Origin of the sequence: Mycobacterium sp. E740 (assembly GCF_001672895.1) — a bacterium.
Classification (GTDB): domain Bacteria; phylum Actinomycetota; class Actinomycetes; order Mycobacteriales; family Mycobacteriaceae; genus Mycobacterium.
Map to the genome: position 1 here is coordinate 1 of NZ_LZKP01000192.1, position 21055 is coordinate 21055.

23 protein-coding genes are annotated in these 21055 nt (G+C 68.8%); 13 read left to right on the top strand and 10 right to left on the bottom strand.

Translation table 11 applies throughout. The annotated features are described in order from the left end of the window. Positions 1-1101, top strand: a 1101-nt coding sequence (locus A5663_RS18875; protein WP_197503462.1) for a cbb3-type cytochrome c oxidase subunit I, incomplete at its 5' end; no start/stop codon positions are given. A 10-nt stretch (positions 1102-1111) separates the two neighbouring features. On the opposite strand, the gene A5663_RS18880 is transcribed toward A5663_RS18875, so the two are convergent. The 6 genes from A5663_RS18880 to A5663_RS18905 form a co-directional block, all read right to left on the bottom strand. Next, positions 1112-2098 (bottom strand): NAD(P)-dependent oxidoreductase, encoded by a 987-nt coding sequence (locus tag A5663_RS18880; RefSeq protein ID WP_068152599.1) that lies wholly within the window; start codon positions 2096-2098, stop codon positions 1112-1114. An 11-nt stretch (positions 2099-2109) separates the two neighbouring features. Continuing rightward, a complete protein-coding gene (locus A5663_RS18885) occupies positions 2110-2580 on the bottom strand; it encodes a (2Fe-2S)-binding protein (protein WP_068152602.1) in 471 nt (156 codons plus the stop codon). Further along, positions 2573-3448, bottom strand: coding sequence for a xanthine dehydrogenase family protein subunit M (locus tag A5663_RS18890; protein WP_068152605.1), 876 nt, complete (start codon positions 3446-3448; stop codon positions 2573-2575). Before A5663_RS18890 ends, A5663_RS18885 begins: the two co-directional genes overlap by 8 nt. Next, positions 3445-4134 carry an SRPBCC family protein gene (locus A5663_RS18895; RefSeq protein WP_068152607.1) on the bottom strand — a complete coding sequence of 230 codons (690 nt, stop codon included), beginning with the start codon at positions 4132-4134 and terminating at the stop codon, positions 3445-3447. The genes A5663_RS18890 and A5663_RS18895 overlap by 4 nt, the downstream gene beginning before the upstream one ends. 10 nt (positions 4135-4144) lie before the next feature. After that, entirely contained in the window at positions 4145-6490 is a 2346-nt protein-coding gene (locus A5663_RS18900; RefSeq protein ID WP_068152609.1) for a xanthine dehydrogenase family protein molybdopterin-binding subunit, read from the bottom strand. A gap of 74 nt (positions 6491-6564) precedes the next feature. Next, positions 6565-7686, bottom strand: coding sequence for an XdhC/CoxI family protein (locus tag A5663_RS18905; RefSeq protein WP_068152612.1), 1122 nt, complete (start codon positions 7684-7686; stop codon positions 6565-6567). Positions 7687-7773: 87 nt separating this feature from the next. On the opposite strand from A5663_RS18905, the gene A5663_RS18910 reads away from it, so the two are divergent. Further along, positions 7774-8691, top strand: a complete 918-nt coding sequence (locus A5663_RS18910) for an alpha/beta fold hydrolase (protein ID WP_231976832.1) — start codon at positions 7774-7776, stop codon at positions 8689-8691. 2 nt (positions 8692-8693) lie between these two features. After that, complete coding sequence (locus A5663_RS18915; protein ID WP_068152614.1) at positions 8694-10157, top strand: wax ester/triacylglycerol synthase family O-acyltransferase; 1464 nt, start codon at positions 8694-8696, stop codon at positions 10155-10157. Here the strand turns inward: A5663_RS18915 and A5663_RS18920 are convergent. Then, positions 10114-11340: a cytochrome P450 gene (locus tag A5663_RS18920; RefSeq protein ID WP_068152616.1), complete on the bottom strand. Its 1227-nt coding sequence runs from the start codon at positions 11338-11340 to the stop codon at positions 10114-10116. The two genes, A5663_RS18915 and A5663_RS18920, sit on opposite strands and share 44 nt — an antisense overlap. Before the next feature lie 103 nt (positions 11341-11443). On the opposite strand from A5663_RS18920, the gene A5663_RS18925 reads away from it, so the two are divergent. From A5663_RS18925 to A5663_RS18965, 9 genes are all read left to right on the top strand, one after another. Beyond that, a complete protein-coding gene (locus tag A5663_RS18925) occupies positions 11444-12094 on the top strand; it encodes a M15 family metallopeptidase (protein WP_068152644.1) in 651 nt (216 codons plus the stop codon). Between the two features lie 199 nt (positions 12095-12293). Beyond that, positions 12294-13316 carry an NADP-dependent oxidoreductase gene (locus A5663_RS18930; protein ID WP_156744554.1) on the top strand — a complete coding sequence of 341 codons (1023 nt, stop codon included), beginning with the start codon at positions 12294-12296 and terminating at the stop codon, positions 13314-13316. Between the two features lie 113 nt (positions 13317-13429). After that, complete coding sequence (locus A5663_RS18935) at positions 13430-14161, top strand: cutinase family protein (protein WP_304443158.1); 732 nt, start codon at positions 13430-13432, stop codon at positions 14159-14161. Positions 14162-14194: 33 nt separating this feature from the next. Continuing rightward, entirely contained in the window at positions 14195-14575 is a 381-nt protein-coding gene (locus A5663_RS18940) for a carboxymuconolactone decarboxylase family protein (RefSeq protein WP_068152652.1), read from the top strand. A gap of 11 nt (positions 14576-14586) precedes the next feature. Beyond that, positions 14587-15462: an NAD(P)-dependent oxidoreductase gene (locus A5663_RS18945; protein ID WP_068152624.1), complete on the top strand. Its 876-nt coding sequence runs from the start codon at positions 14587-14589 to the stop codon at positions 15460-15462. A 15-nt stretch (positions 15463-15477) separates the two neighbouring features. Further along, positions 15478-16020, top strand: a complete 543-nt coding sequence (locus tag A5663_RS18950) for a hypothetical protein (RefSeq protein WP_068152627.1) — start codon at positions 15478-15480, stop codon at positions 16018-16020. Between the two features lie 121 nt (positions 16021-16141). Further along, on the top strand, positions 16142-17539 hold the full coding sequence (locus A5663_RS18955; protein ID WP_082974241.1) for a PepSY domain-containing protein: 1398 nt from the start codon (positions 16142-16144) through the stop codon (positions 17537-17539). Next, positions 17532-18059, top strand: a complete 528-nt coding sequence (locus tag A5663_RS18960) for a copper chaperone PCu(A)C (RefSeq protein WP_068152630.1) — start codon at positions 17532-17534, stop codon at positions 18057-18059. The genes A5663_RS18955 and A5663_RS18960 overlap by 8 nt, the downstream gene beginning before the upstream one ends. Beyond that, a complete protein-coding gene (locus tag A5663_RS18965) occupies positions 18052-19260 on the top strand; it encodes a Dyp-type peroxidase (RefSeq protein ID WP_068152633.1) in 1209 nt (402 codons plus the stop codon). Before A5663_RS18960 ends, A5663_RS18965 begins: the two co-directional genes overlap by 8 nt. Before the next feature lie 13 nt (positions 19261-19273). On the opposite strand, the gene A5663_RS18970 is transcribed toward A5663_RS18965, so the two are convergent. Together A5663_RS18970 and A5663_RS18975 are read right to left on the bottom strand one after the other, a co-directional pair. Next, positions 19274-19690, bottom strand: a complete 417-nt coding sequence (locus A5663_RS18970) for a DUF5313 domain-containing protein (protein WP_068152636.1) — start codon at positions 19688-19690, stop codon at positions 19274-19276. A 17-nt stretch (positions 19691-19707) separates the two neighbouring features. Further along, positions 19708-20205, bottom strand: coding sequence for a MarR family winged helix-turn-helix transcriptional regulator (locus A5663_RS18975; RefSeq protein WP_068152638.1), 498 nt, complete (start codon positions 20203-20205; stop codon positions 19708-19710). A 92-nt stretch (positions 20206-20297) separates the two neighbouring features. Between A5663_RS18975 and A5663_RS23415 the strand changes: the two genes are divergently transcribed. Next, positions 20298-20453: a hypothetical protein gene (locus A5663_RS23415; RefSeq protein ID WP_197503464.1), complete on the top strand. Its 156-nt coding sequence runs from the start codon at positions 20298-20300 to the stop codon at positions 20451-20453. 10 nt (positions 20454-20463) lie between these two features. Here A5663_RS23415 and A5663_RS18980 read toward each other — a convergent pair. Then, positions 20464-21055: hemolysin III family protein (locus A5663_RS18980; RefSeq protein WP_156744555.1), on the bottom strand; the 592-nt coding region annotated here is incomplete at its 5' end.

Sequence of the window (21055 nt, forward strand, 5' to 3'; positions counted from 1 at the left end):
ACCTCGATTCTGGTGCTAATGGTCTTCCCGATCCTGACCGCCGCGCTGTTCGGTCTGGCCGCCGACCGCCATCTGGGTGCGCACATCTACGACCCGGCCAACGGCGGTCCGATCTTGTATCAGCACCTGTTCTGGTTCTTCGGGCACCCTGAGGTCTACATCATCGCGTTGCCGTTCTTCGGCATCGTCACGGAGGTCTTCCCCGTCTTCAGCCGTAAGCCGATCTTCGGCTACACCACGCTGGTGTACGCGACGCTGGGCATCGCGGCGCTGTCGGTGGTCGTCTGGGCGCACCACATGTTCGCGACTGGCGCGGTGCTGTTGCCCTTCTTCTCCTTCATGACCTATCTGATCGCGGTGCCGACGGGCATCAAGTTCTTCAACTGGATAGGCACGATGTGGAAGGGGCAGTTGACCTTCGAGACACCGATGCTGTTCTCCGTCGGGTTCGCGGTCACGTTCCTGGCGGGCGGGCTCACCGGTGTGTTGCTGGCCAGCCCGCCGCTGGACTTCCACGTCACCGACAGCTATTTCGTGGTGGCGCACTTCCACTACGTGTTGTTCGGCACGATCGTGTTCGCCACGTATGCGGGGATCTACTTCTGGTTCCCGAAGATGACGGGCCGGTTGCTCGACGAGCGGTTGGGCAAGCTGCATTTCTGGTTGACGTTCATCGGTTTTCACACCACGTTCCTGGTGCAGCACTGGCTCGGTGACGAGGGTATGCCGCGCCGGTATGCGGACTATCTGCCGTCGGACGGGTTCACCACGCTCAATGTCGTCTCGACCATCGGCGCGTTCGTCCTCGGCCTGTCGGTGCTGCCGTTCACGTGGAACGTGTTCAAGAGCTGGCGGTACGGCGAGCCGGTGACCGTCGACGATCCGTGGGGTTACGGCAACTCGCTGGAGTGGGCGACGTCGTGCCCGCCGCCGCGGCACAACTTCACCGAGCTGCCCCGGATCCGTTCGGAGCGGCCGGCTTTCGAGCTGCACTACCCGCACATGGTGGACCGGATGCGCGCCGAGTCCCACATCGGCAGGCACGCCACCGCGGGTGAGTCGCCGGAAGGTTTCGGCCCGCGCACCGAGCCGGACCGCTAGCCACCCGCCGTTACTGCAGCGACTCCTGCTGTTGAAATGACGCGATGATCGCGTCCACCGGGGAACGCCACGTCACGCCGAGATCCTCGATCGTGGCCGAGTCGTCGGTCGGCGTCGCCGCGGTGAGCAGCAGCGCCGCCTCGTAGGTCAGGCCGTCGCCGAGGTCGACGACCGTGCCCAACGCCTCACCGGCCCGACTCATGAGCCGAAACAAGCCCGGGCTCAACGGGATTCGCCTGAAACGCCGGTTGGTACCGCGCTCCAGGGCCGTGATCATGTCGTCGAATGCGATCAGCTCGCCGCCGCACACGTAGCGGCGTGGACCGAGCCCGGGTTTCATCAGAGCGGTGTGCACGTCGGCGACATCGCGGACGTCGATCATCTGCATCCCGCCGCGCAGTCGCGGCGCGACGCCCGAGCGCACCAGCGGCGCCCAGCCGCGTTCCGTCACACCGGGTGCGGTGTGGAAGGCCGGACCGACCACGCTCGACGGATAGGTGACGACGACGGGCGCGCCCTGCGCCTGCAGCCGACGCGCCACATGGTCCGCATAGGCCTTCGTCCGCGCGTACGGGCTTCGTCCCGGCGCGGTGGGCGTGTCGGGGCCGATGACACCGTTCGGCGGCGGGAACAGCGCGCTGTAGCTGCTGACCGACACGACCGGATCGAGGCCCGCCGCGGTCGCGCGGGTCAGTACCGCCTCGGTGGCGTGGGCGTTGATCTCCCACATGAGTTCGGTGCGTCGCTTGTCGGTGCCCACCACGCCCGCGGCGTGCAGCACCGCATCGCAACCGTCGAGCAGCTCGTCGATCGTCTCGGCGGCCCGGATGTCTCCGGCCAGCGTCTCGATATCGCCGAGCGCTGCGAATCGCTCCAGCACCGGTGCGCCTTCTGCATCGGGCGCCACCAGCAGCCGAACCTGATGTCCGCCTTCGAGCAGCGCGCGCACACAATGCGCGCCGACGTAGCCGGTCCCTCCCGTCACCGCGATGCGCATGGCGGTTGAGCCTAGGCCATGTCGGCCGCACGGTGCACGGCGTTGACGATTCCCTGGTAACCGGTGCACCGGCAGAAGTTGCCGGAGAGCCCTTCGCGAATCTCCTCGTCGGTGGGTTCGGGGTTGTCGCGCAGCAGCGCGGTGATCGAGGTGACGAAGCCCGGCGTGCAGAACCCGCACTGCAGACCATGGCATTCGCGCAGCGCGGCCTGCACCGGCGACAGCTCGCCGTTCGGGCCTCCGATGCCCTCGACAGTCGTGACCTCCATGCCCTCGGCTTGCACGGCGAACATCAAGCACGCGCGCACCGCGTCACCGTTGACCAGCACCGTGCAGGCACCGCAGGCACCGTGTTCGCAACCGAGGTGCGTTCCGGTCAGCCCGCACTTCTCGCGCAGGAAGTCCGCCAGCGTGAGCCGCGGTTCCACGGTGGCGGCGAATGTGCGTCCGTTGACCGTCATCTCGACCGGCATGTCATGCATCGTTGGCCTCCGTGGTGGCTTTCGACCAGGCGCGCGCGACCATCGTCGCCCCCACCTTGGCCCGGTATGCGGCCGACCCCTGCAAGTCGGACGGGATGTCGTCGAGCGCGCTCAGCGCCAGCCTGCCGACTTCCTCGGCGTCGATGTCACTGACAGGTCTACCGGTGACGGCCTGTTCGGCGGCGCTGCCCCGCAGCGGTGTCGAGCCCAAGCCCAACAGTCCTATGCCGCAACGGGTTACCCGATCGGAGCCGTCGAGTTCCACCGCCACCGCGGCCCCGGCGATCGCGAAGTCGCCGTGGCGGCGCGCGAACTCCTCGAGGCCGAACCCGCTGCGCTCACCCCAGACCGGGAAGCGCACCGCGGTCAGCAGCTCGCCGGGCTGCAACGAGGTCTCCCACAGCCCGGTGAAGAAATCCTTGGCCGCGATCGTGCGTGAACCCGTCGAGGACACCACGTCGATCTGCGCGTCGAGCGCCAGCGCGACGGCCGCGTACTCCGCGGCGGGATCCGCGTGCGCGACCGCGCCGCCCAGCGTTCCCCTGCTGCGGATCTGGAAGTGTCCGATGTGCGGCGTCGCCAATGTCAGGAGCGGAACCGATTCGGCGACCTCGTCATCCAGCCCGACGAAGGCGTGCGGCGTCCCGGCGGCGACGCGTACCTCGCCGTCGATCAGGTCGATGCTGCGCAGCTCGTCGATGCGGGAGATGTCGATGAGGTTCTCGAAGTGCGTCAACCGCATCGCGAGCATCGGCACCAGACTCTGGCCGCCCGCAAGGACTTTCGCGTCGTCGCCGAACTCGGCGAGCAAATCGACCGCCTCCTTGACCGACTCGGGGCGGTGGTAGGCGAACGGGGCGGCCTTCATGACGACAGCAGTCGCGCCAGCGCGGCTTGCAGGTCGTCGGCCAGCGCGGCGGCCGGCGCCTTCTTGCGGCGTCGCCCGAACAGGAAGCCGACGGCGACCCCGGCGGCGAGGCCGGCCGCCACCGGCGCGACCCGCTTGGCCAACGGCAGCGCAACGACTTTGAGCATGTCGATCGACTCAGCGGCCTCGGGCTGCGCTGCGGCGGTGACCGCTTCGGTCGTCGGGGCCGCAGTGCCCGTGTCGCCGAGCACGCTGGCCTCCAGCGACTTCGCGAACTGGCCGATGAGGTTGGACGCGACGTCGGCGAGCACGCCGCGGCCGAACTGCGCGGCCTTGCCCGAGATCGTCAGGTCGGTGTTGATGTAGACAGCAGTGGCGCCGGGCCCGTCTTCCTTGAGCTGCGCGGTGACGATCGCCGCGGCGTTGCCGTTGCCGCGCGTCTCCTTGCCTTCGGCCTTGAGCACGACGCGTTGAGCCGCGGTGTCCTTCTCCTGGAACGACGCCTTGCCCTGGTAGGACACCGTGATCGGGCCGACCTTGACCTTGACCGCGCCGGTGAAGTCGTCGCCGTCGACGGAGAGCAGGGTGGCTCCTGGCAGGCACGGCGCGACGCGCTCGACGTCGGTGAGCACCTCCCACGTCTTGGCGGCGGGCACCGCAACGCGAAATTCGTTGTTGAGTTCCACTGCTGCTTCCTTACTTTCGCGAGTTGCTGGCCTCTTCGATCGCCTCGACGATCGCGGCCGGACTGGCGGGCAGACGGGTCAGCGTGACACCGAGTGGTGCCAGCGCGTCGTTGATGGCGTTGATCACCGCCGGCGTCGCGCCGATGGCACCGCCCTCACCGACTCCCTTGTATCCGCCGACGCCGGGGCCGGGGATCTCGACGTGGCCGTACTCGATCGGGGGCACCTCGGTGGCCGTCGGCAAAAGATAGTCGACGAACGTGCTCGACAGCGGGTTGCCGTCGTCGTCGTAGACCATGTCCTCAAGCAGCGCGCCGCCGATGCCCTGCACGGTGCCGCCGGCGATCTGGCCCTCGACGACGTTCGGGTTGATCATCGGGCCGACGTCCTCGCTGACGATGTACCGGGTCAGCGTGACGCGGCCGGTCTCGATGTCGACCTCACAGGTGCACGCGTGGGTGGCGTTGGCCCAGTGGATCATCGCCTCCGGCGGTGACATGAACCTCGCGGTTGCCTCCAAGGAGGTCGCCACGCCCGGCGGCAGCTGTGCAGGTTCGTAGTACGCGCGGTAGGCCAGATCGGCGAAAGTCACGCTTTTGCCCGGGTTTTCGCGCACCCTGACCCGCGAGTCGGCCAACTCGAGTTCTGACTCCTCGGCCTCCAGGCGCGGCGCCGCCATCGCGAGGAGCTGCTTGCGCAGCATGGCGCCGGCCTCGGCGACCGCGCCGGCAGTCATCGGGCCGCTGCGGCTGCCCTGTGTACCGGCGCCGTACGGCGTTACCGCGGTGTCGCCCTGGATCGTCGAGACGTCTGCGATGTCGGCGCCCAGGGCGTCGGCGGTCAACTGCACGACCGTGGTCTCGATGCTGTTGCCGGTCGAGCCGCCGTTGACGTACACGTTGATCTTGCCCGTCGGCTCCATGCGGATCGTCGCGCCCTCGGTCGCGAGGTGACCCGTTGCCGCGCCGGTCGGTTCGATGTAGGCCGAGTACCCCAGGCCGATGTAACGCCCGTCGGCCAGCGCGTCGGCCTGCTCCTTGCGGAAGCCCTCGTGGTCGAGGATCTTCACGGCCTGCTCGAAGGTGTCGGCGGGCGCAACGTGGTCATACGGCATGCCGTTGGGGTTGAAGTAGGGCATCTCGTCGCCGCGCAGGATGTTTCGGCGGCGCAACTCGACCGGGTCCATCTCCATCTTGCGGGCCGCGATGTCGAAAAGCACTTCGCGCGCGAGGGTTTCGTACTGCCAGGGCCCACGGTAAGCGGCCAGTCCGGCCGTGTTGGTGAACACCGTCTTGTAGTTGAAGCTCGCCTTCGGCACCCGGTACGGGCCGGGGAAGAACATGCCGACCGCGGCGGTGGTCAGCACCGGGTACGGCGTCGGATAGGCACCGATGTCGTAGGCGAAGTCGATGTCGACCGCGAGGATGTTGCCGTCCTCGTCGAACGCCGCGCGCGCGGTGCCGTCGACGTGGCGGGCCTGCCCGGCCGACATCAGGTTCTCGCGCCGGTCCTCGATCCACTTCAACGCGGAAGGCACCTTGCGTGCCGCCAGCATGATGCACATGTCCTCACGCATCGGCACGACCTTCTGGCCGAAGCCGCCGCCGGTGTCACGCATGATGACCCGGACGTTGTGCGCCGGAATGCCGAGCAGCCGCGCACAGAACGCGCGCAACTCGTGAGGCGTCTGCGTCGAGGCCCACATGGTCAGTTCTTCGGTCGCCGGCGTCCACTCGACGACCATGCCGCGGCACTCCATCGGCACGGGGGCGTAGATCTGCTGGTACACGTTGGCCGACGCGGTGTGCGCGGCGTTGGCGAACGTCTCCTCGTCCGGCGGGGCGCCACCCATCCCGCCCGCGACGTTGTCGGGGTAGGCCTCGTGCACCACGACCGGCGACCCGACGGCCTTCGTGAAGTCGGCGATCGCAGGCAGCGGTTCATAGTCGACATCCACCGCGTCGGCGGCGTCCTCGGCGAGGTAGCGGCTGTCGGCCACCACCAGAGCGACCGGATCGCCGACGAACTTCACCTCGCCTTCGGCCAGCGGCGGGCGCGGAGTGTCCGCGACGTCCTTGCCGGCGACGGCGTGCCAGGCCTCTTTGACGTCGGGGTTGAGGTCGTCGGCGGTGAACACGGCGTGCACGCCCGGCATGGCCAGGGCAGCCGACGCGTCGATGCCCTTGATCGTCGCCCTGGCGAACGGGCTGCGCACTAAGCACGCGTGCACCATTCCCGGCCGCACCACGTCGTCGACGAAGGTGCCGTGACCGGTGAGCAGCCGGTTGTCCTCGACGCGTGGCACGCGGGTCCCCGCGTAGCGGGTCGCGACAGTCTCCGCTGAAGCAGAAGTCACCGGATCACCCTTCCCCTCGCCGTCTAAAGAGTGACGTTATCGCATTCGAGAACGACATTTCCATATCTGGTGTCTCATCCGTCGTGGTGGATGCGGCCGCGGGTGCCGCTCAGCGGCTTGCCGCCGCCGCCCCACCTGCGGGCGATGATCTCCGCGGCGATCGACACCGCGGTCTCCTCCGGCGTGCGGGCGCCGAGATCCAGCCCGATGGGACTGGCCAGCCGCGACAGTTCGACGTCGGTCAGCCCGACGTCGCGCAGCCGCCGTAGCCGGTCGTCGTGCGTGCGGCGCGATCCCATCACGCCGATGTAGCCCACCTGCGGCAGGCGCAGCGCCACCTGCAGCACCGGCACGTCGAACTTCGGGTCGTGGGTGAGCACGCAGATCGCGGTGCGGGAATCGATCGTGCCCGCCTCGGCCTGCTCGGCGAGGTAGCGATCGGGCCACATCACCACGACTTCGTCGGCGCCCGGGAAGCGGGCCGGTGTCGCGAACACCGGGCGGGCGTCGCACACGGTGACCCGATAACCGAGCATGGCGGCCTGCTGCGCCAACGCGCCCGCGAAGTCGATCGCCCCGAAGATCAGCATCCGCGGCGGCGGCGCGTGGCTGGCGACGAACACCTCCATGCCGGACTCCTGGCGCTGGCCGTCGGGGCCGTACGACAGCACGCCGGTGCGCCCGGCCGCGAGCAGCCCGCGCGCGTCATCGGTGACGGCGGCGTCGACGCGCGCCGATCCCAATGACCCGTCCGCCGATGCGGTCCCTATCACCAGCCGGCGCCCGATCCAATGCGGATCAGGATGGGCGATCACGGTCGCCACCGCGGTCGGCCGGTGCGCCGCGATGTCCTCGGCGATCGCCTCCAACTGCGGGAAGGAGTCGCGCGACAGCGGTTCGGTGAAGATGTCGATGATGCCGCCGCACGTCAGGCCGACGGCGAACGCGTCGTCGTCGGTTATGCCGTAACGCTGCAATTGCGGCCGACCGGAAGAGACCACCTCGTTGGCGAGCTCGTAGACCGCGGCCTCCACGCAACCGCCCGACACGGAACCCGCGACCGTGCCGTCGGGACAGACCACCATGGTCGCGCCGGGCTGACGCGGGGCCGACCGGATCGTTCGCACGACGGTGGCCACCCCGGCGGTGCCGCCGGCCCGCCACACGGTCAGCAACTCGTCGAGCACGTCGCGCACGCTCGAAGTGTAAGCCCGTGGCGCTGTACGAGTGCTCAGCGGCCGACCGGCGAATTCGCGGACGCGGCGCGCCAATCGCTCTATCGTTTGGGCATCGCTTGGAACTGGCCGAAACAACTGACCCCACCGCGGCTACCGTCGTTGCCCGCGTTGGCGTCGGCCGCCGACATCCCGGATGGCCGCGTCGTGGAGCTACCGCGCCGCGGCACCACCTACGTCGTCGATTCCGGCCCGCAGGACGGGCCGACCTTCGTGCTGCTGCATTCGGTGGCGTGCACCGGCGTGATGACGTGGTATCCCGCGCTGACCGAACTGCAGCGGCTCGGCCGGGTGGTCGTCTTCGACCAACGCGGCCACGGCCAGGGCATCACCACACCGCGGTTCCTGCTGGAGGACTGCGCCGACGACGTCGCGGCCCTTGCCGACGTGCTTGGGGTGGACACCTTCGTGCCGGTCGGCTATTCGATGGGATCACTTGTCGCACAACTTGTTTGGAAGCGGCACCGGGAGCGGGTCGGCGGGCTGGTGCTGTGCGCGGCAGCGGCGGCGGTCAACCGCGCCAGCTACGAACGGATCGCGACCGGAATCTTCGCCGCGCTGCTCGAGTCGCTGAGCCCGGCCGCGCGTCGGCTGCCGCCGGCCGCCGCGGTGGCGCCGGGACTGCTCGCCGACCACCAGTGGCTTCTCGGACAGGTACGGACCACGTCGCCCGGTGCGATCACCCGCGCCCTTTCCGAAGTCATCCGTTTCGACTCGTCGACATGGGTGCACGAGATCGACGTCCCCACCGCGGTGCTGGTGACGACGCGCGACCGTGCTTTCGGGGTGGGCCGGCAGCGTTGGCTGGCGGATCGGATACCCGACGCCGTCACCGTGGAGGTGCAAGCCGGGCACGCCGGGTGCACGTTCGCCGCCGAGAAGTTCGTCGCCGGACTCGTGGCAGCGGTCGAGTCGGTGCGCGACCGGCTCCCGTCGACCGAGTGGTACACCAGCGCGCAGGGTTAGCGGTGAAGCGACTCAGCGGCTGGGACTCGCTGCTGCTGTGCAGTGAAACGCCCAACGTGCACCAGCACACCCTGAAGATCGCGGTGGTCGACACCTCGCAGTTCGAGGCGGAGCCGACGTTCGAGGCGTTCCTCGAGACGTTCCGGTCACGGCTGCCGGCGCTCGATCCGCTGCGCTACGAACTTGTCGAGGTTCCGCTGGGCCTGCACCGCCCGCTGTGGCGCGAAGGCGCGGACATCGACTTCGATTACCACGTGCGCAGGGTGAGCGTCCCCGCGCCCGGCGGCCGTACCGGCCTCGACGCGCTGATCGGCCAGATCGCGAGCACGTCGCTGGACCGCAGCCGACCGCTGTGGGAGCTGTACTACGCCGAGGGTGTCGCGGAGCACCGCGTCGCGGTGATCGGCAAGGTGCACCATGCGCTCGCCGACGGCGTCGCCTCCGCCAACCTCATGGCCCGCGCGATGGAATGGCCGGGCGAAGCGCCGGACGAGTCGATCCGTCGCGACACCGAAAAGCCTTCGGCAGCATCACTTCTCGCGTTCGCCGGGCGTGACCACCTCCGCCAGCTCGCGGCCCTTCCTGCCGCGGTCGCCGACGGCGTCGCCGGCGCCTACCGGGTTGCGCGGCGGGCTCGCCAGCGTCGAGATCACCCTGAGCTCGCCGAGCGGTTCAAGCCGCCGCCGACGTTCCTCAACCGCAAACTCTCGCCGGGACGGATGTTCGCGACCGCGACGCTGTCGCTCGACGAGGCGAAGCAGACCAGCAGGCATCTCGAGGTGACCATCAACGACCTGGTGCTAGCGATCGCCGCGGGCGGCCTGCGCACGCTGCTGCTCGAGCGGGACGGCCGCGCCGACGACGCGCTGATCGCGTCAGTCCCCGCGGCGACCGACACCTCACCGGAGCGGATCGCGGGCAATGAGCTGAGCACGATGGTGGTCTCGCTGCCCGTACAGCTTCCCGACCCGCTGGAGCGTGTCCGACTGGTCCAGACGGCGACCGGCATCGCCAAGGAGGATCACCGGCTGCTCGGGCCGAGGACCGTCGGCACCTGGTTGCGGTACGTTCCGGCCCCGGCCATCGGCACCACCTTCCGGTGGATGTCGCGACGCGAGGCGCCGAACCAGTTGTTCAACCTGATCGTGTCCAACGTCCCCGGCCCGCGCGAACGAGGCCGTATCGCCGGGGCGGCGGTCACCGAGATCTATTCGGTCGGGCCGCTGGCCGCGGGGTCGGCAATGAACGTGACGGTGTGGAGCTACGTCGACCAGCTCAACATCTCGGTGCTGTGCGACGACCTGGCGTTCGACGATGTGCACACGGCGACCGACGCGTTCGTCGCCGCGTTCGCCGAACTGCGCCACGCCGCGGGCCTCGGCGAGACGACCACCGACGTGGCCGGCGCGCTGCCGCGGGCGCTCAGCGCACGTCGAACTCGATCGGCAGCACCGCCGGCCCGGTGATGCCCACCAGCGGCTTCCACTGCGCCGGCGCCGTGCGCCGCAGATTGCGCATGCGGCTCGTCATGACGATCAGCGCCTCGGCCAGCTCGCGGCGGGCAAGGTTCGCGCCGAGGCAGTAGTGCGCACCCGCACCGAATGTCTGCATCGGTGCGGCACCGCTGCGGGTGATGTCGAGCCGGTCGGGCTCGTCGTAGGCGGCCGGGTCGCGGTTCGCGGCAGCGGTGTTCACCACGACGAAGGTGCCCGCCGGAATCACCACTCCCTCGATGTCGATGTCCTCCATCGTCATCCGCATCGCCCCGAACACCACCGGGTAGAACCGCATCAGCTCCTCGACGGCGTTCATCGCGAGTTCGGGGTGCTGGGCCAACAGTTCCCACTGGTCGGGGTGGTCGCACAGCACGTCCACCGCCGCGGCCAGCTGGTTGCGGGTGGTGTCGGTGCCCGCCATGAGGATGCCCGCCGCCAGCATGCGCAATTCCTCGATGCTGAGGCGGTCGCCGTCGTCTTCGGCCCGGATCAGCTCCGAGATCAGGTCATCGGTCAGCGAATCGCGGCGATCGGCGACCATGCCGTCGACGTAGTCGTCGAGCTCGCTCCAGGCCTGCAGGACGACGGCCTCGTGTTCGGCTGCGTTCCACTGGAACAGCTTGAAGAAGTCGTCGGCCCACTCGGAGAACAACTTCGAGTCCTCGCGCGGTGCGCCGAGCAGCTCGGCGATCACCGGCACCGGGTACGGCCGGGCGATGTCCTCGACGACCTCGCACCGCCCCGACGCCAAAACGGGCTCGACCAGGTCGGTGATGATGTCGGTGATCGTCGTGTCCAGCCGCCCGACCGCGCGCGGGGTGAACGCCTTGGACACCAGCCTGCGCAACCGGGTGTGGGTGGCGCCGTTGACACTGAGCAGCGTGCTGATCGCGCGGTCCCACAGGGGCCCGGACGTGATGCCCTGCGCCTCCAGACCGAGCCCTTCGGGTACGCACATCCGGTGGTCGCGAAGCGCGGCGCGGGCGATCTCGTAGCGCAGCAGCTCCGGACCGTGCGCGCCGAGCGCGACGGGCGCCTGCGCACGCGCCTCGGCGATGCGCCGGTGTGCTTCGTGGGCGGTGGGTGCGTCTTCGTAGGAGAGGGTCGGCACATCGGCGTCGAACACGGTCGTCGCCTCGGCGGTGATGGTCATTGCGGGTCTCCTCGGCTCGGGTCACTTCGATGGTCGATCGCCGGGCAGGAGGCGCACTAGCGTAGGCGACTACCCCAATGCGAGAGAGGCCGCGATGCGCACGATGAGTAAAGCCCTGGCGGTCATCACAGCGGGCGCCACGGCCTTGTGCTCGAGCTGGCCCGCGACGGCGCAGCCGGTTCCGCCGGTTTCCGACGCAGCTGCCGCCGCGGGTCTGGTCGACGTGCGCACGGTCGTTCCCGACGCCGTGATCGACCTGCGGTACGCGACGCCGAACAACTTCGTCGGCGAGCAGCTCTATCCCGCGGGCGCCCGGTGTCTGGTCGACCAGTCGGTGGCTCCGCGGTTGTCAGCGGCCGCCGACGCGTTGCGGCCGGGCGGCGAGGTACTCGTGTTCTGGGACTGCTACCGACCGCACCAGGTGCAGGTGCGGATGTACGAGGCGGTGCCGGACGCCGGTTGGGTGGCCACACCCGGGCCGTACGCGCGCAGCCACGAGGCGGCTCTGTCGGTCGACGTGACACTGAGCCGAGGCGGTGAACCCGTCGACATGGGGACCGGTTTCGACGAGTTCACCCCGCGCGCGAACGCCTACGCCACCGAGGGAGTTAGCGATGCTGCCCAAGCGAACCGGGCGCGGCTGCGGGATGCGATGGCGGCAGGCGGGCTGCGCGTCTACAGCGGAGAGTGGTGGCACTTCGACGCGCCCGGCGCCAACGCGCAGCACCCGATCCTCGATGCGCCGGTGAACTAGGCGATCGAAGCCGTCAGGCGGCCGTCGGCCCGACGGTCAGGGCCTGGCAGTAGGCGCACAGGTTAGAGCCGAGTGTCGGATAGCCACATCCGCCGCAGACGGCAACCGTGGTGGTCGCGTGGACTTCGTGCATGCCGCATATTTACCCGCTCGTAGCCGAATCAATCCCATATTTGGGACAGCTGGGTAGGTTCGCTTCGTGACCCGGCTGATGAACCGCCAGATCGTGTTGCGCCGCAGGCCCACTGGGCTCGTCGCGCCCGGCGACACCGAGCTTGTCACCGCGCCGGCGCCGGAGCCCGCCGACGGGGAGGCGTTGGTGCGCACCACTTATGTCGGCATCGACGCCGCGGCCCGCACCTGGCTCAACGACCAGCCGGGGTACCTGCCACCGGTGCAACTCGGTGAGGTCATCCGCGCGGCCGGGATCGGTGAGGTGGTCGAGTCGCGCTGCGAGGCGTACGCCGTGGGTGACGTGGTGACGACGCTGACCGGATTCCAGGAGTACGTGCTCAGCCGCGACGACATCTTCACCACGCCGGTGCCGGGCCCCGGGGTGGACCAGCTGGCGGTGATGTCGGTGTACGGCCCCACCGGCGCGACGGCGTACTTCGGGATGGTCGGCATCGGCAAGCCGCAGCAGGGCGAGACCGTGGTGGTGTCCGCGGCCGCGGGCGCCACCGGATCGATCGCGGGACAGATCGCGAAGATCGCCGGCGCCCGCGTGGTCGGCATCGCGGGCGGGCCGGACAAATGCCGGGCGGTCGTCGACGATTTCGGGTTCGACGCCTGCATCGACTATCGCGCGGATGACCTGCCCGCAGCGCTGAAACAGCACTGCCCGAAGGGTGTAAACGTGTACTTCGACAACGTCGGGGGGCCGATTCTCGACGCGGTGCTCGGCCGGCTGGCGCACAAGGCGAGGGTGGTGCTGTGTGGGGTCATCTCCAGCTACCTGACCGGTGAACATCCCGGCCCGGCCAACTACGTCAACCTGCTGTCGAAGACGGCCATGATGCAGGGGTTCAACGCGCTCGACGAGTGGGGCCGCTTCGATGAGGCGTTCGGGCCGCTGCGCCAGTGGGCGCAGGAGGGGCGGCTGCTGCACCGCGAGACGATCTTCGAGGGCATCGAGTCCTGCGTGGACGCGATGAACGGACTGTTCACCGGAGCGAACATCGGCAAGATGCTGGTCAAGGTAAGCGAGCCGAGCAGCGTGTGACGCGCCTGGATTGACTGGCAAAATTTGCGGGTATGACGAAGCGGGCGACGGCCGTCGCAATTTCGTTGATGCACGTATAGGAGTACCGAATGAGCGCTCGTCGAATCGCTCGGATGATAGGTCTGGTCGCGCCCGTGTCGGCGCTGCTGTGCGCGCCGGTTCCACTCGCGGCGGCCCAGCCGCCGCCCGCGTGTCCGGATGTGCAAGTGGTGTTCGCGCGTGGAACCGGCGAGCCGCCCGGTGTCGGCGGGATCGGTCAGTCGTTCGTCGACCAGGTGCGCACGCAGGCCGCGCCGCGCTCGGTGGACGTTTATGCGGTCAACTACCCGGCCAGCAGCGACTTCAACAACCGCATCCAGTTCGCTCGCACTGTCGTCGACGGCATCCGCGACGCGGCTGGCAAGGTCGAGTCGACGGCAGCGGCGTGCCCGAACACCCGGATCGTGCTCGGCGGTTACTCGCAGGGCGCGGCGGTCGCGGGGTTCGTCACGTCCGCCGAGATTCCGCAGGAGATTCCGGCGGAGTATCGGCAGTACATCCCGAACCCGATGCCGACCGAGATCTCGAACCATGTCGCGGCGGTCGTGCTGTTCGGTAAGCCGTCCGCTCGGTTCCTGCAGGACATGGGTGCACCGGCGATCACGATCGGGCCGTCCTACGCCGGCAAGACCCTCGATCTGTGCGCCGACGGCGACACGATCTGCAACGGCGCTCCCGCCGGTGGACCCAGCTTGGCGCACGCCTCCTACAGCTTCAACGGGATGACCACCCAGGGCGCGACCTACGCCGTGTCGCATCTCTCGGGTACGCCAGCACCCCAGCCGGCGCCTGCGCCCGCCGCCTGAGTAGGCGCTGTCGCGGTCTGCCACTCTCGAGTGGTGGACCGAGACGTTTACGACAGAGGCCGAGAGATCCGCGCCGCGGTGCTCGGCGAGGCGTATGTGCAGAACGCCGCGGGCGGCGCGGACGATTTCACCGGACCGTTCCAGGACCTGGTGACCGAGTACTGCTGGGGAGCGGTGTGGGGTCGCGACGGCCTGCCGCGCAAAACCCGCAGCATGCTCAACCTGGCGATGCTGGCGGTGCTGAACCGTCCCACCGAATTGCGCACGCACGTCCGCGGTGCCCTCATCAACGGGGTCACGCGTGAGGAGATCCGGGAGATCTTCCTTCAGGTCGCCGTCTATGCGGGCGTCCCGGCCGCGGTCGAGGCGTTTCGTGTTGCGAGTGCGACCTTCGACGACGCCGGGCAGCAGTAGGACGCGGCGGCATGGACATCGGTTTCGTCGGGCTGGGCAACATGGGATTTCCGATCGCGACGCGATTGCGCGCGGCCGGACACACGGTGGTGGTGTGTGACACCCGCTCCGACGTGGTCGAGCGAGCGGTCGGGTCCGGCGCACAACCGGCGTCGTCGGTGCGTGAGGTCGCCGACCGGGTTGCGACGGTGCTCGCCAGCTTGCCGACCCCGCAGGCGTCGGAGTCCGTCGTCGCCGAGGTCGCGCAGGGAACCGCTGTCGAACGGTTCGTCGACCTGTCGACGGTCGGCAGCCGCGCGGCGCAGCGCAACAGCGCGGTTCTCGCCGAGCGGGGAATCACCGCGCTCGACAGCCCGGTCAGCGGCGGCGTGCACGGGGCACAGGCAGGCACGCTCGCGGTGATGGTCTCGGGCCCTCGGGCACACTTCGAAGCGTGCGCGCCGGTCTTCGAGGTCATCGGCCGCACGACCTTCGTCGGTGAGAATCCCGGTGCGGCACAGACGATGAAACTCGTCAACAACCTGATCGCGGCGGCCACGCTGGCGGTCACCGCCGAGACGGTGGTGGCCGGCGTGAAGGCCGGACTCGACGCCCGCGTGATGATCGACGTGCTCAACGCGGGATCGGGCGGCACCCACGCCAGCCGGGACAAGTTCCCGCGGGCGGTCCTGCCGCGCACTTTCGACTACGGGTTCGCAACCGGGCTGATGGTCAAGGACGTCCGGCTGTACCTCGACGAGGCGAAAGCGCTCGGGTTGCCGACCGAGCTCGCTGACGCAGTCGCGCGGGTGTGGGAGTCGACATTGGCAAGCGAGGGCGCCGACTCGGACTTCACCGCCGTGGTGAAGCCGATCGAAGCGGCCGCGGGGGTCGTCGTCGAAGGTTGACGTAGAGTTCGGCGGGTGAGCACGCCGAGATCGCGCGCACGCTGGGTGCGCGGAGGCCTCGTTGGTGCGTGCTCGGCCATCGTCACCGCGGCCTCTCACACTTTCGCCGGCGGTGAGCTGCCACGAGGGTCGGCGCTGATCGTCGCGATGCTGTTCTGCGCGACCGCGGGCGCGATGGTCGCGCGGCTGGCGCTCGACGGTCGCCACGCCCGCCTCGTGGGCGTGACCGGCGCCTTGGGGCTCGCGCAGCTGTCGGGCCACTTCTCGTTCGTGGTCGCCGGAGGCCATCACCACTCGGCCGCTGGTCTCACCCCGGCGATGGTGGCGGCCCACATCGGCGCCGCGGTCGTCCTGGGCGCGGCGATCGCCGCCGTCGAATACCTCTATGTCGTCTGCGTGTCGGTGCTGCGGTGGCTGCGGATCTTCGCCGTGCTCGGCGTTCGGCCGCGCAACCAACGCCCCCGCCCCGCCGTCAAAACCGTTGTCGCCGAGTCTGTTCTGCTCAGCTACGGCCTCGGGATGCGCGCTCCGCCGGTGAGGTTCGCCACGGCGGCATAGCCGCCACCCGATCTGTTAGCCGCGGTCGAATGATCGCGCTTTGCTGCGTTTTCGCAGTCCTCACACCAACTCTCGGTGCGCCGACGCTCGGTGCGCCGTCCGCTCGAAAGCACTCGATACCATGACGACCACTCGTAGCCCCAACGTGCCTACCCGGCAACGGCTGCGCGGCCTTCGCCCGCTGCTGTTGCGACTGCATTTCTACGCCGGCGTATTCGTCGGACCGTTCATCCTCATCGCCGCGATCACCGGCCTGCTGTACGCGGTGATCCCTCAGATCGACAACGCGGTCTATCGCCACGAACTCACCGTGTCTCACGTCGGCGAGCAACAGCTGTCGCTGGCCGAGCAGATCGCCGCGGTGCGGGCGGCGCACCCCGAGGGCACGGTGGAGAGCATTCGGCCGCCGGCCGCGGTCGACGAGACGACGCGGGTGACGCTCGCCGTCGACGACGTGCCGGCCGACTACGCGCGGACCGTGTTCGTCGATCCCTACACCGGTGAAGTACGCGGCGTGCTGACCACATACGGCCAGTGGTTGCCGCTGCGGGCCTGGTTCGACGAGCTGCACCGCAACCTGCATCTCGGTGCGGTGGGGCGCAACTACAGTGAGCTGGCGGCAAGCTGGCTGTGGGTGATCTCGCTGGTCGGCCTGGCGCTGTGGTACCTACACCGCCGCGACACCAAAAAGCTGCGGCGCATCGCCGTTCCCGACCGTGACAAGAAGGACCGCCGCCGCACGCTGTCATGGCATGGGGCAGTAGGGGTCTGGACCGTCGTCGCGCTCCTCGGCCTGTCGGTCACCGGCGTCACCTGGTCGCGGTACGGCGGGGAGACGGTCAACCTGCTGCAGGAGAGGCTCGACACCACGGCGCCGACGGTGGACACCACGCTGACCGGATCGTCGGAAATGTCGGGCGGCCACCACCATGGCGGGTCGTCCGCCGGTGGCGGTGACGCCTTGCTGCACGGTGTGGACAGGGTGCTGCGCACCGCCGTCGACGCGGGACTGCGCGGACCGATGTGGATGTACCCGCCTGCCGAGGCCGGGCAGGGTTGGCAGGTGGCGGAGAACAAGCGCGACTGGCCGACCCGGCACGACGCGGTCTCCGTCGACCCTGACACCGGGGCGGTCACCGACCGAGTCGATTTCACCCAGTGGCCGTTCCTGGCCAAGCTCACCGACTGGGCTATCGACGCGCACATGGGCGTGCTGTTCGGCATCGTCAATCAGATTCTGTTGGCGCTCACCGCAATCGGGCTGATCACGATCGTCGTCCGCGGCTACCACATGTGGTGGCAACGACGGCCCACGCGCGGATCGGCCTGGGCGGTCGGGCGCCCGCCGTTGCGCGGCACGTTCTTTCGCCTACACCCCGCCGCGATTATCGCAATCGCCGTCGGCGCGCTCGCGCTCTGCTGGACCCTGCCGCTGTTCGGGCTCAGCCTCGCGGCGTTCATGCTCGTCGATCTCGCCGTCGGCGCAGTCAAAAAACAGGAGTCGAAAACCAATGCTTGAAAACGTAACTCGCGCAGCGTCTCTGCTGACCACATTGAGCGTTCTCGCGGCTGGCTGCACCACGCAGGAACATGAACACGAGGAGTCGATGGCTTCGACGGTGACGGTCACCGACCAGTGGGCCAACTCGGCGGAGGCCGGGATGGCAGCGGTGTTCGGTACCTTCACCAACACCGGACACCACGAGGCCCGGATCGTTTCGGGCCGCTCCGATGCGGCCGGTCGGGTCGAGGTGCATGAGCTTGCGGCCGCTGCCGGCGGTGCGAAGACGATGCGCCCCAAGGACGGCGGGATGCAGATTCCTGCCGACGGTTCACACGCGTTGGTTCCGGGCGGCGATCACCTGATGTTGATGGATCTCAAGAAGCCACTGCCGCCGGGCTCAGAGGTGACGGTCACCGTCGAGTTCGAGGACGGGTCGACGCTGCCCGTCACCGCTCAGGTGCGTGACTTCGCCGGAGCCAACGAGGACTATCAGCCGTCGACGGGCGGTTCGGCGCCGCACCACGGTCATGGGTGAGCGGGTAGCGGACTCGCCTTTGCGGCTCAACCGGCGGCGCCTCCTGACCGGAAGCGCCGCCGCGGTCGCGGCCGGAGCGACTCTCACGCAGTCCAGCATCGCGCGATCCGCTGTTCCGGAGCAGACGGTCGACCGAGCGGTCGAACCGTTTCACGGCAGGCATCAGGCCGGTGTGGCCACGCCACCCCAGGCGCATGCGCTGTTCGTGGGGCTCGACCTAAAACCTGGGTCCGCGCGCACTCCGCGCGAGACGCTGGCCGCGGTGCTCAAACTGTGGACCGCCGACGCCGAGCGGCTGACTCAGGGCACCCCGGCGCTGGCCGACACCGAACCCGAACTGGCACACCGGCCGGCCCGGCTCACCGTCACGGTCGGATTGGGCCCGGCCGTCTTCGACCGGATCGGGCTCACGGACCGGCGTCCGCGGTCCGCGGCCGAACCGCCCGCGTTTCCCACCGACCGGCTCGAGCCACGGTGGTGCGGCGGTGACCTGCTTCTGCAGATCTGCGCCGACGACCCGATCACCGTCGCGCACACCAGCCGGGTGCTGTGCAAGAACGTCCGCACCATGACCGCTGCGCGCTGGCGGCAGAGCGGGTTTCGCACCGCAGCGGGAAGCGGCGGCAGCATGCGCAACCTCATGGGCCAGATCGACGGCACCGCCAACATCACCGACGGTGCGGGCTTCGATCGAAACGTCTGGGACGACGGCGGCGATCAGCCGTGGTTCGCAGGCGGCACGATCCTGGTGTTGCGCAGGATCCGCGCCGAAATGGACAGGTGGGACGAACTCGACCGCGCCAGCAAGGAACTGGCAGTCGGGCGGCGGCTCGACACCGGGGCCCCGCTCACCGGCAGGCTGGAGTCCGACGAACCGGATCTCGATGCGACCGAGAACGGGATTCCGGTGATCCCGCCGAACTCGCACGTGGCGCTGGCGCGGCATCGCAGCGACACCGAACAGTTCCTGCGCCGTCCCTACAACTTCGACGACACGCCACCGGTGGGACGGACCACTGACAGCGGCTTGATCTTCGCGGCGTACCAACGGGATCCGGCTGCACAGTTCACTCCGGTGCAGCGGCGTCTCGCGGCGGCGGACGCGCTGAACGAGTGGATCACGACGATCGGCTCGGCTACGTTCGCCGTCCTGCCGGGAGCCGAACCGGGCGAATACCTGGGCCAGTCGCTGTTCTCGTAGGCCACGACGAACGTCAGAAAGGGCTGCTGTTCTGTTGCCAGCGCGCCTCTTCGGGGCGGGGACCGTAGCGGCGAGCGTAGTCCTCGTGCATCTGTGCGTTCCTCTCGCGCCTGAGCTCGTCGACGAGGTTCGGGTCGATCCCGTGCTGCGCGAGGCGGTGGCGGCGCCAGATCTTGTTGAGGGCGAGTGCCATCAGGATGGCCCATGTGTAGATCGGCACAGTCATTTCCAGGTGCACGTACAGTGACGCCGGCAGCAACCAGAGCGGCGCCAACACGAGCAGCGGAGGTATCGCCATCCGAATCATGTGGCGACGCAGGGCACCTGGCCCGGCGAGGTCGCGCTTCACCCACTCGCGCATGGAGTCGGGAAGGCGACGTCCATACGAATAAGCGATGTACTGAACGATGTTGGGGCGGGCGGCAGCCACGGCTACTCCTTGGGTTCTCAGGTGTCGAGTGCGCCGGCAGCGAGGGCAGCGGCGTTGACGCGGGTGAGTACGTTGCGCAGATGCTCGAGTTCGTCGAGGTCGACGCCGAGCCGCTCGACCACCGCCGGTGGGATCTTCAGCGCGCGTCGTCGCAGTCGCAGTCCTTCCTCGGTGAGCCGCACATCGGTGGCGCGTTCGTCGACGGCACTGCGTGACCGAGTGATCAGACCGAGCGTCTCGAGGCGTTTGAGCATCGGTGAAAGGGTCGCCGAGTCCAGTTGAAGCGAGCGGGCGATGTCCTTGACCGACAGCGGTCTGGCCGGCCCATCGCCCGTCGCGTGCGCCTTCTCGTGGTCCCACAGCGCGAGCATCACCAGATACTGCGGATGGGTGATGCCGAGCGGTTCGAGCAGCGGGCGATAGACGGCCAGCACCGCCCGGTTGGTGACCGCGAGCGCGAAGCACACCTGGTGCTCGAGCGCGAGCGGGTCAACATGGGGAAGCGTCGTGGTCACAAATCCATAGTGCCCTAATAGTTAGCGCCCTACCAATGTCGGTTCTCTCACACCCCGGTTTCGTAGGGGAGCGAACGGGCGATCCTGCCGGCATGTCAACGCCGAACGATCCCCCGGCCACCCCCATGGACGCGACGAAAGCGACCGACGAACAGCGCGAACTGCAAGACGAACTGGACCACCGCAACGACGATCCGGAAGCGCCGGGTGGTCACCAGGATCGTCACGACGTCGCCGACGAGACGTGATCGCGGAGTTCTAAAGCACGACGACCCAGACCGCGACGTAGTGGCAGGCCGCCGCGGCCGCGGTGAACGCGTGGAAGAACTCGTGGAAGCCGAACGTCTGCGGCCACGGGTTGGGCCAGGCGAGCCCGTAGCACACGGCGCCGATGTTATAGAGCACGCCGCCGGCGAGGAGTAACAGCACCACCGTCAGGCCGGCATGGTCTAACAAGGTGTGGGTGTACAGCACCGCGGTCCAGCCCAGGATGAGATACAGCGAGACACCCAGCCATCGAGGCGCCGTCGGCCACAGCAACTTCATCGCGACGCCCGCTGCCGCCGCGACGCACACCACGGTCAGGACGCGGGAGCCGGTGTTGCCGGGCATCCCCAGCAGGGCGATCGGCGTGTAACTGGCCGCGATGAAGACAAAGATCAGCGAGTGGTCGGCGCGCTTCATCCACAGTTCGGTGGTGGGACGCCACTGGACGCGGTGATAGGCGGCGCTGACGCTGAACATCGCGACGATGGCCGCGCTGTAGGCCAACGTGGCCCAACCCGCTCTCGGCGATGCCGTCGTCCATGCCACGGTCACCAGCGTCGTGCCCGCCACGATCGCGCCGACG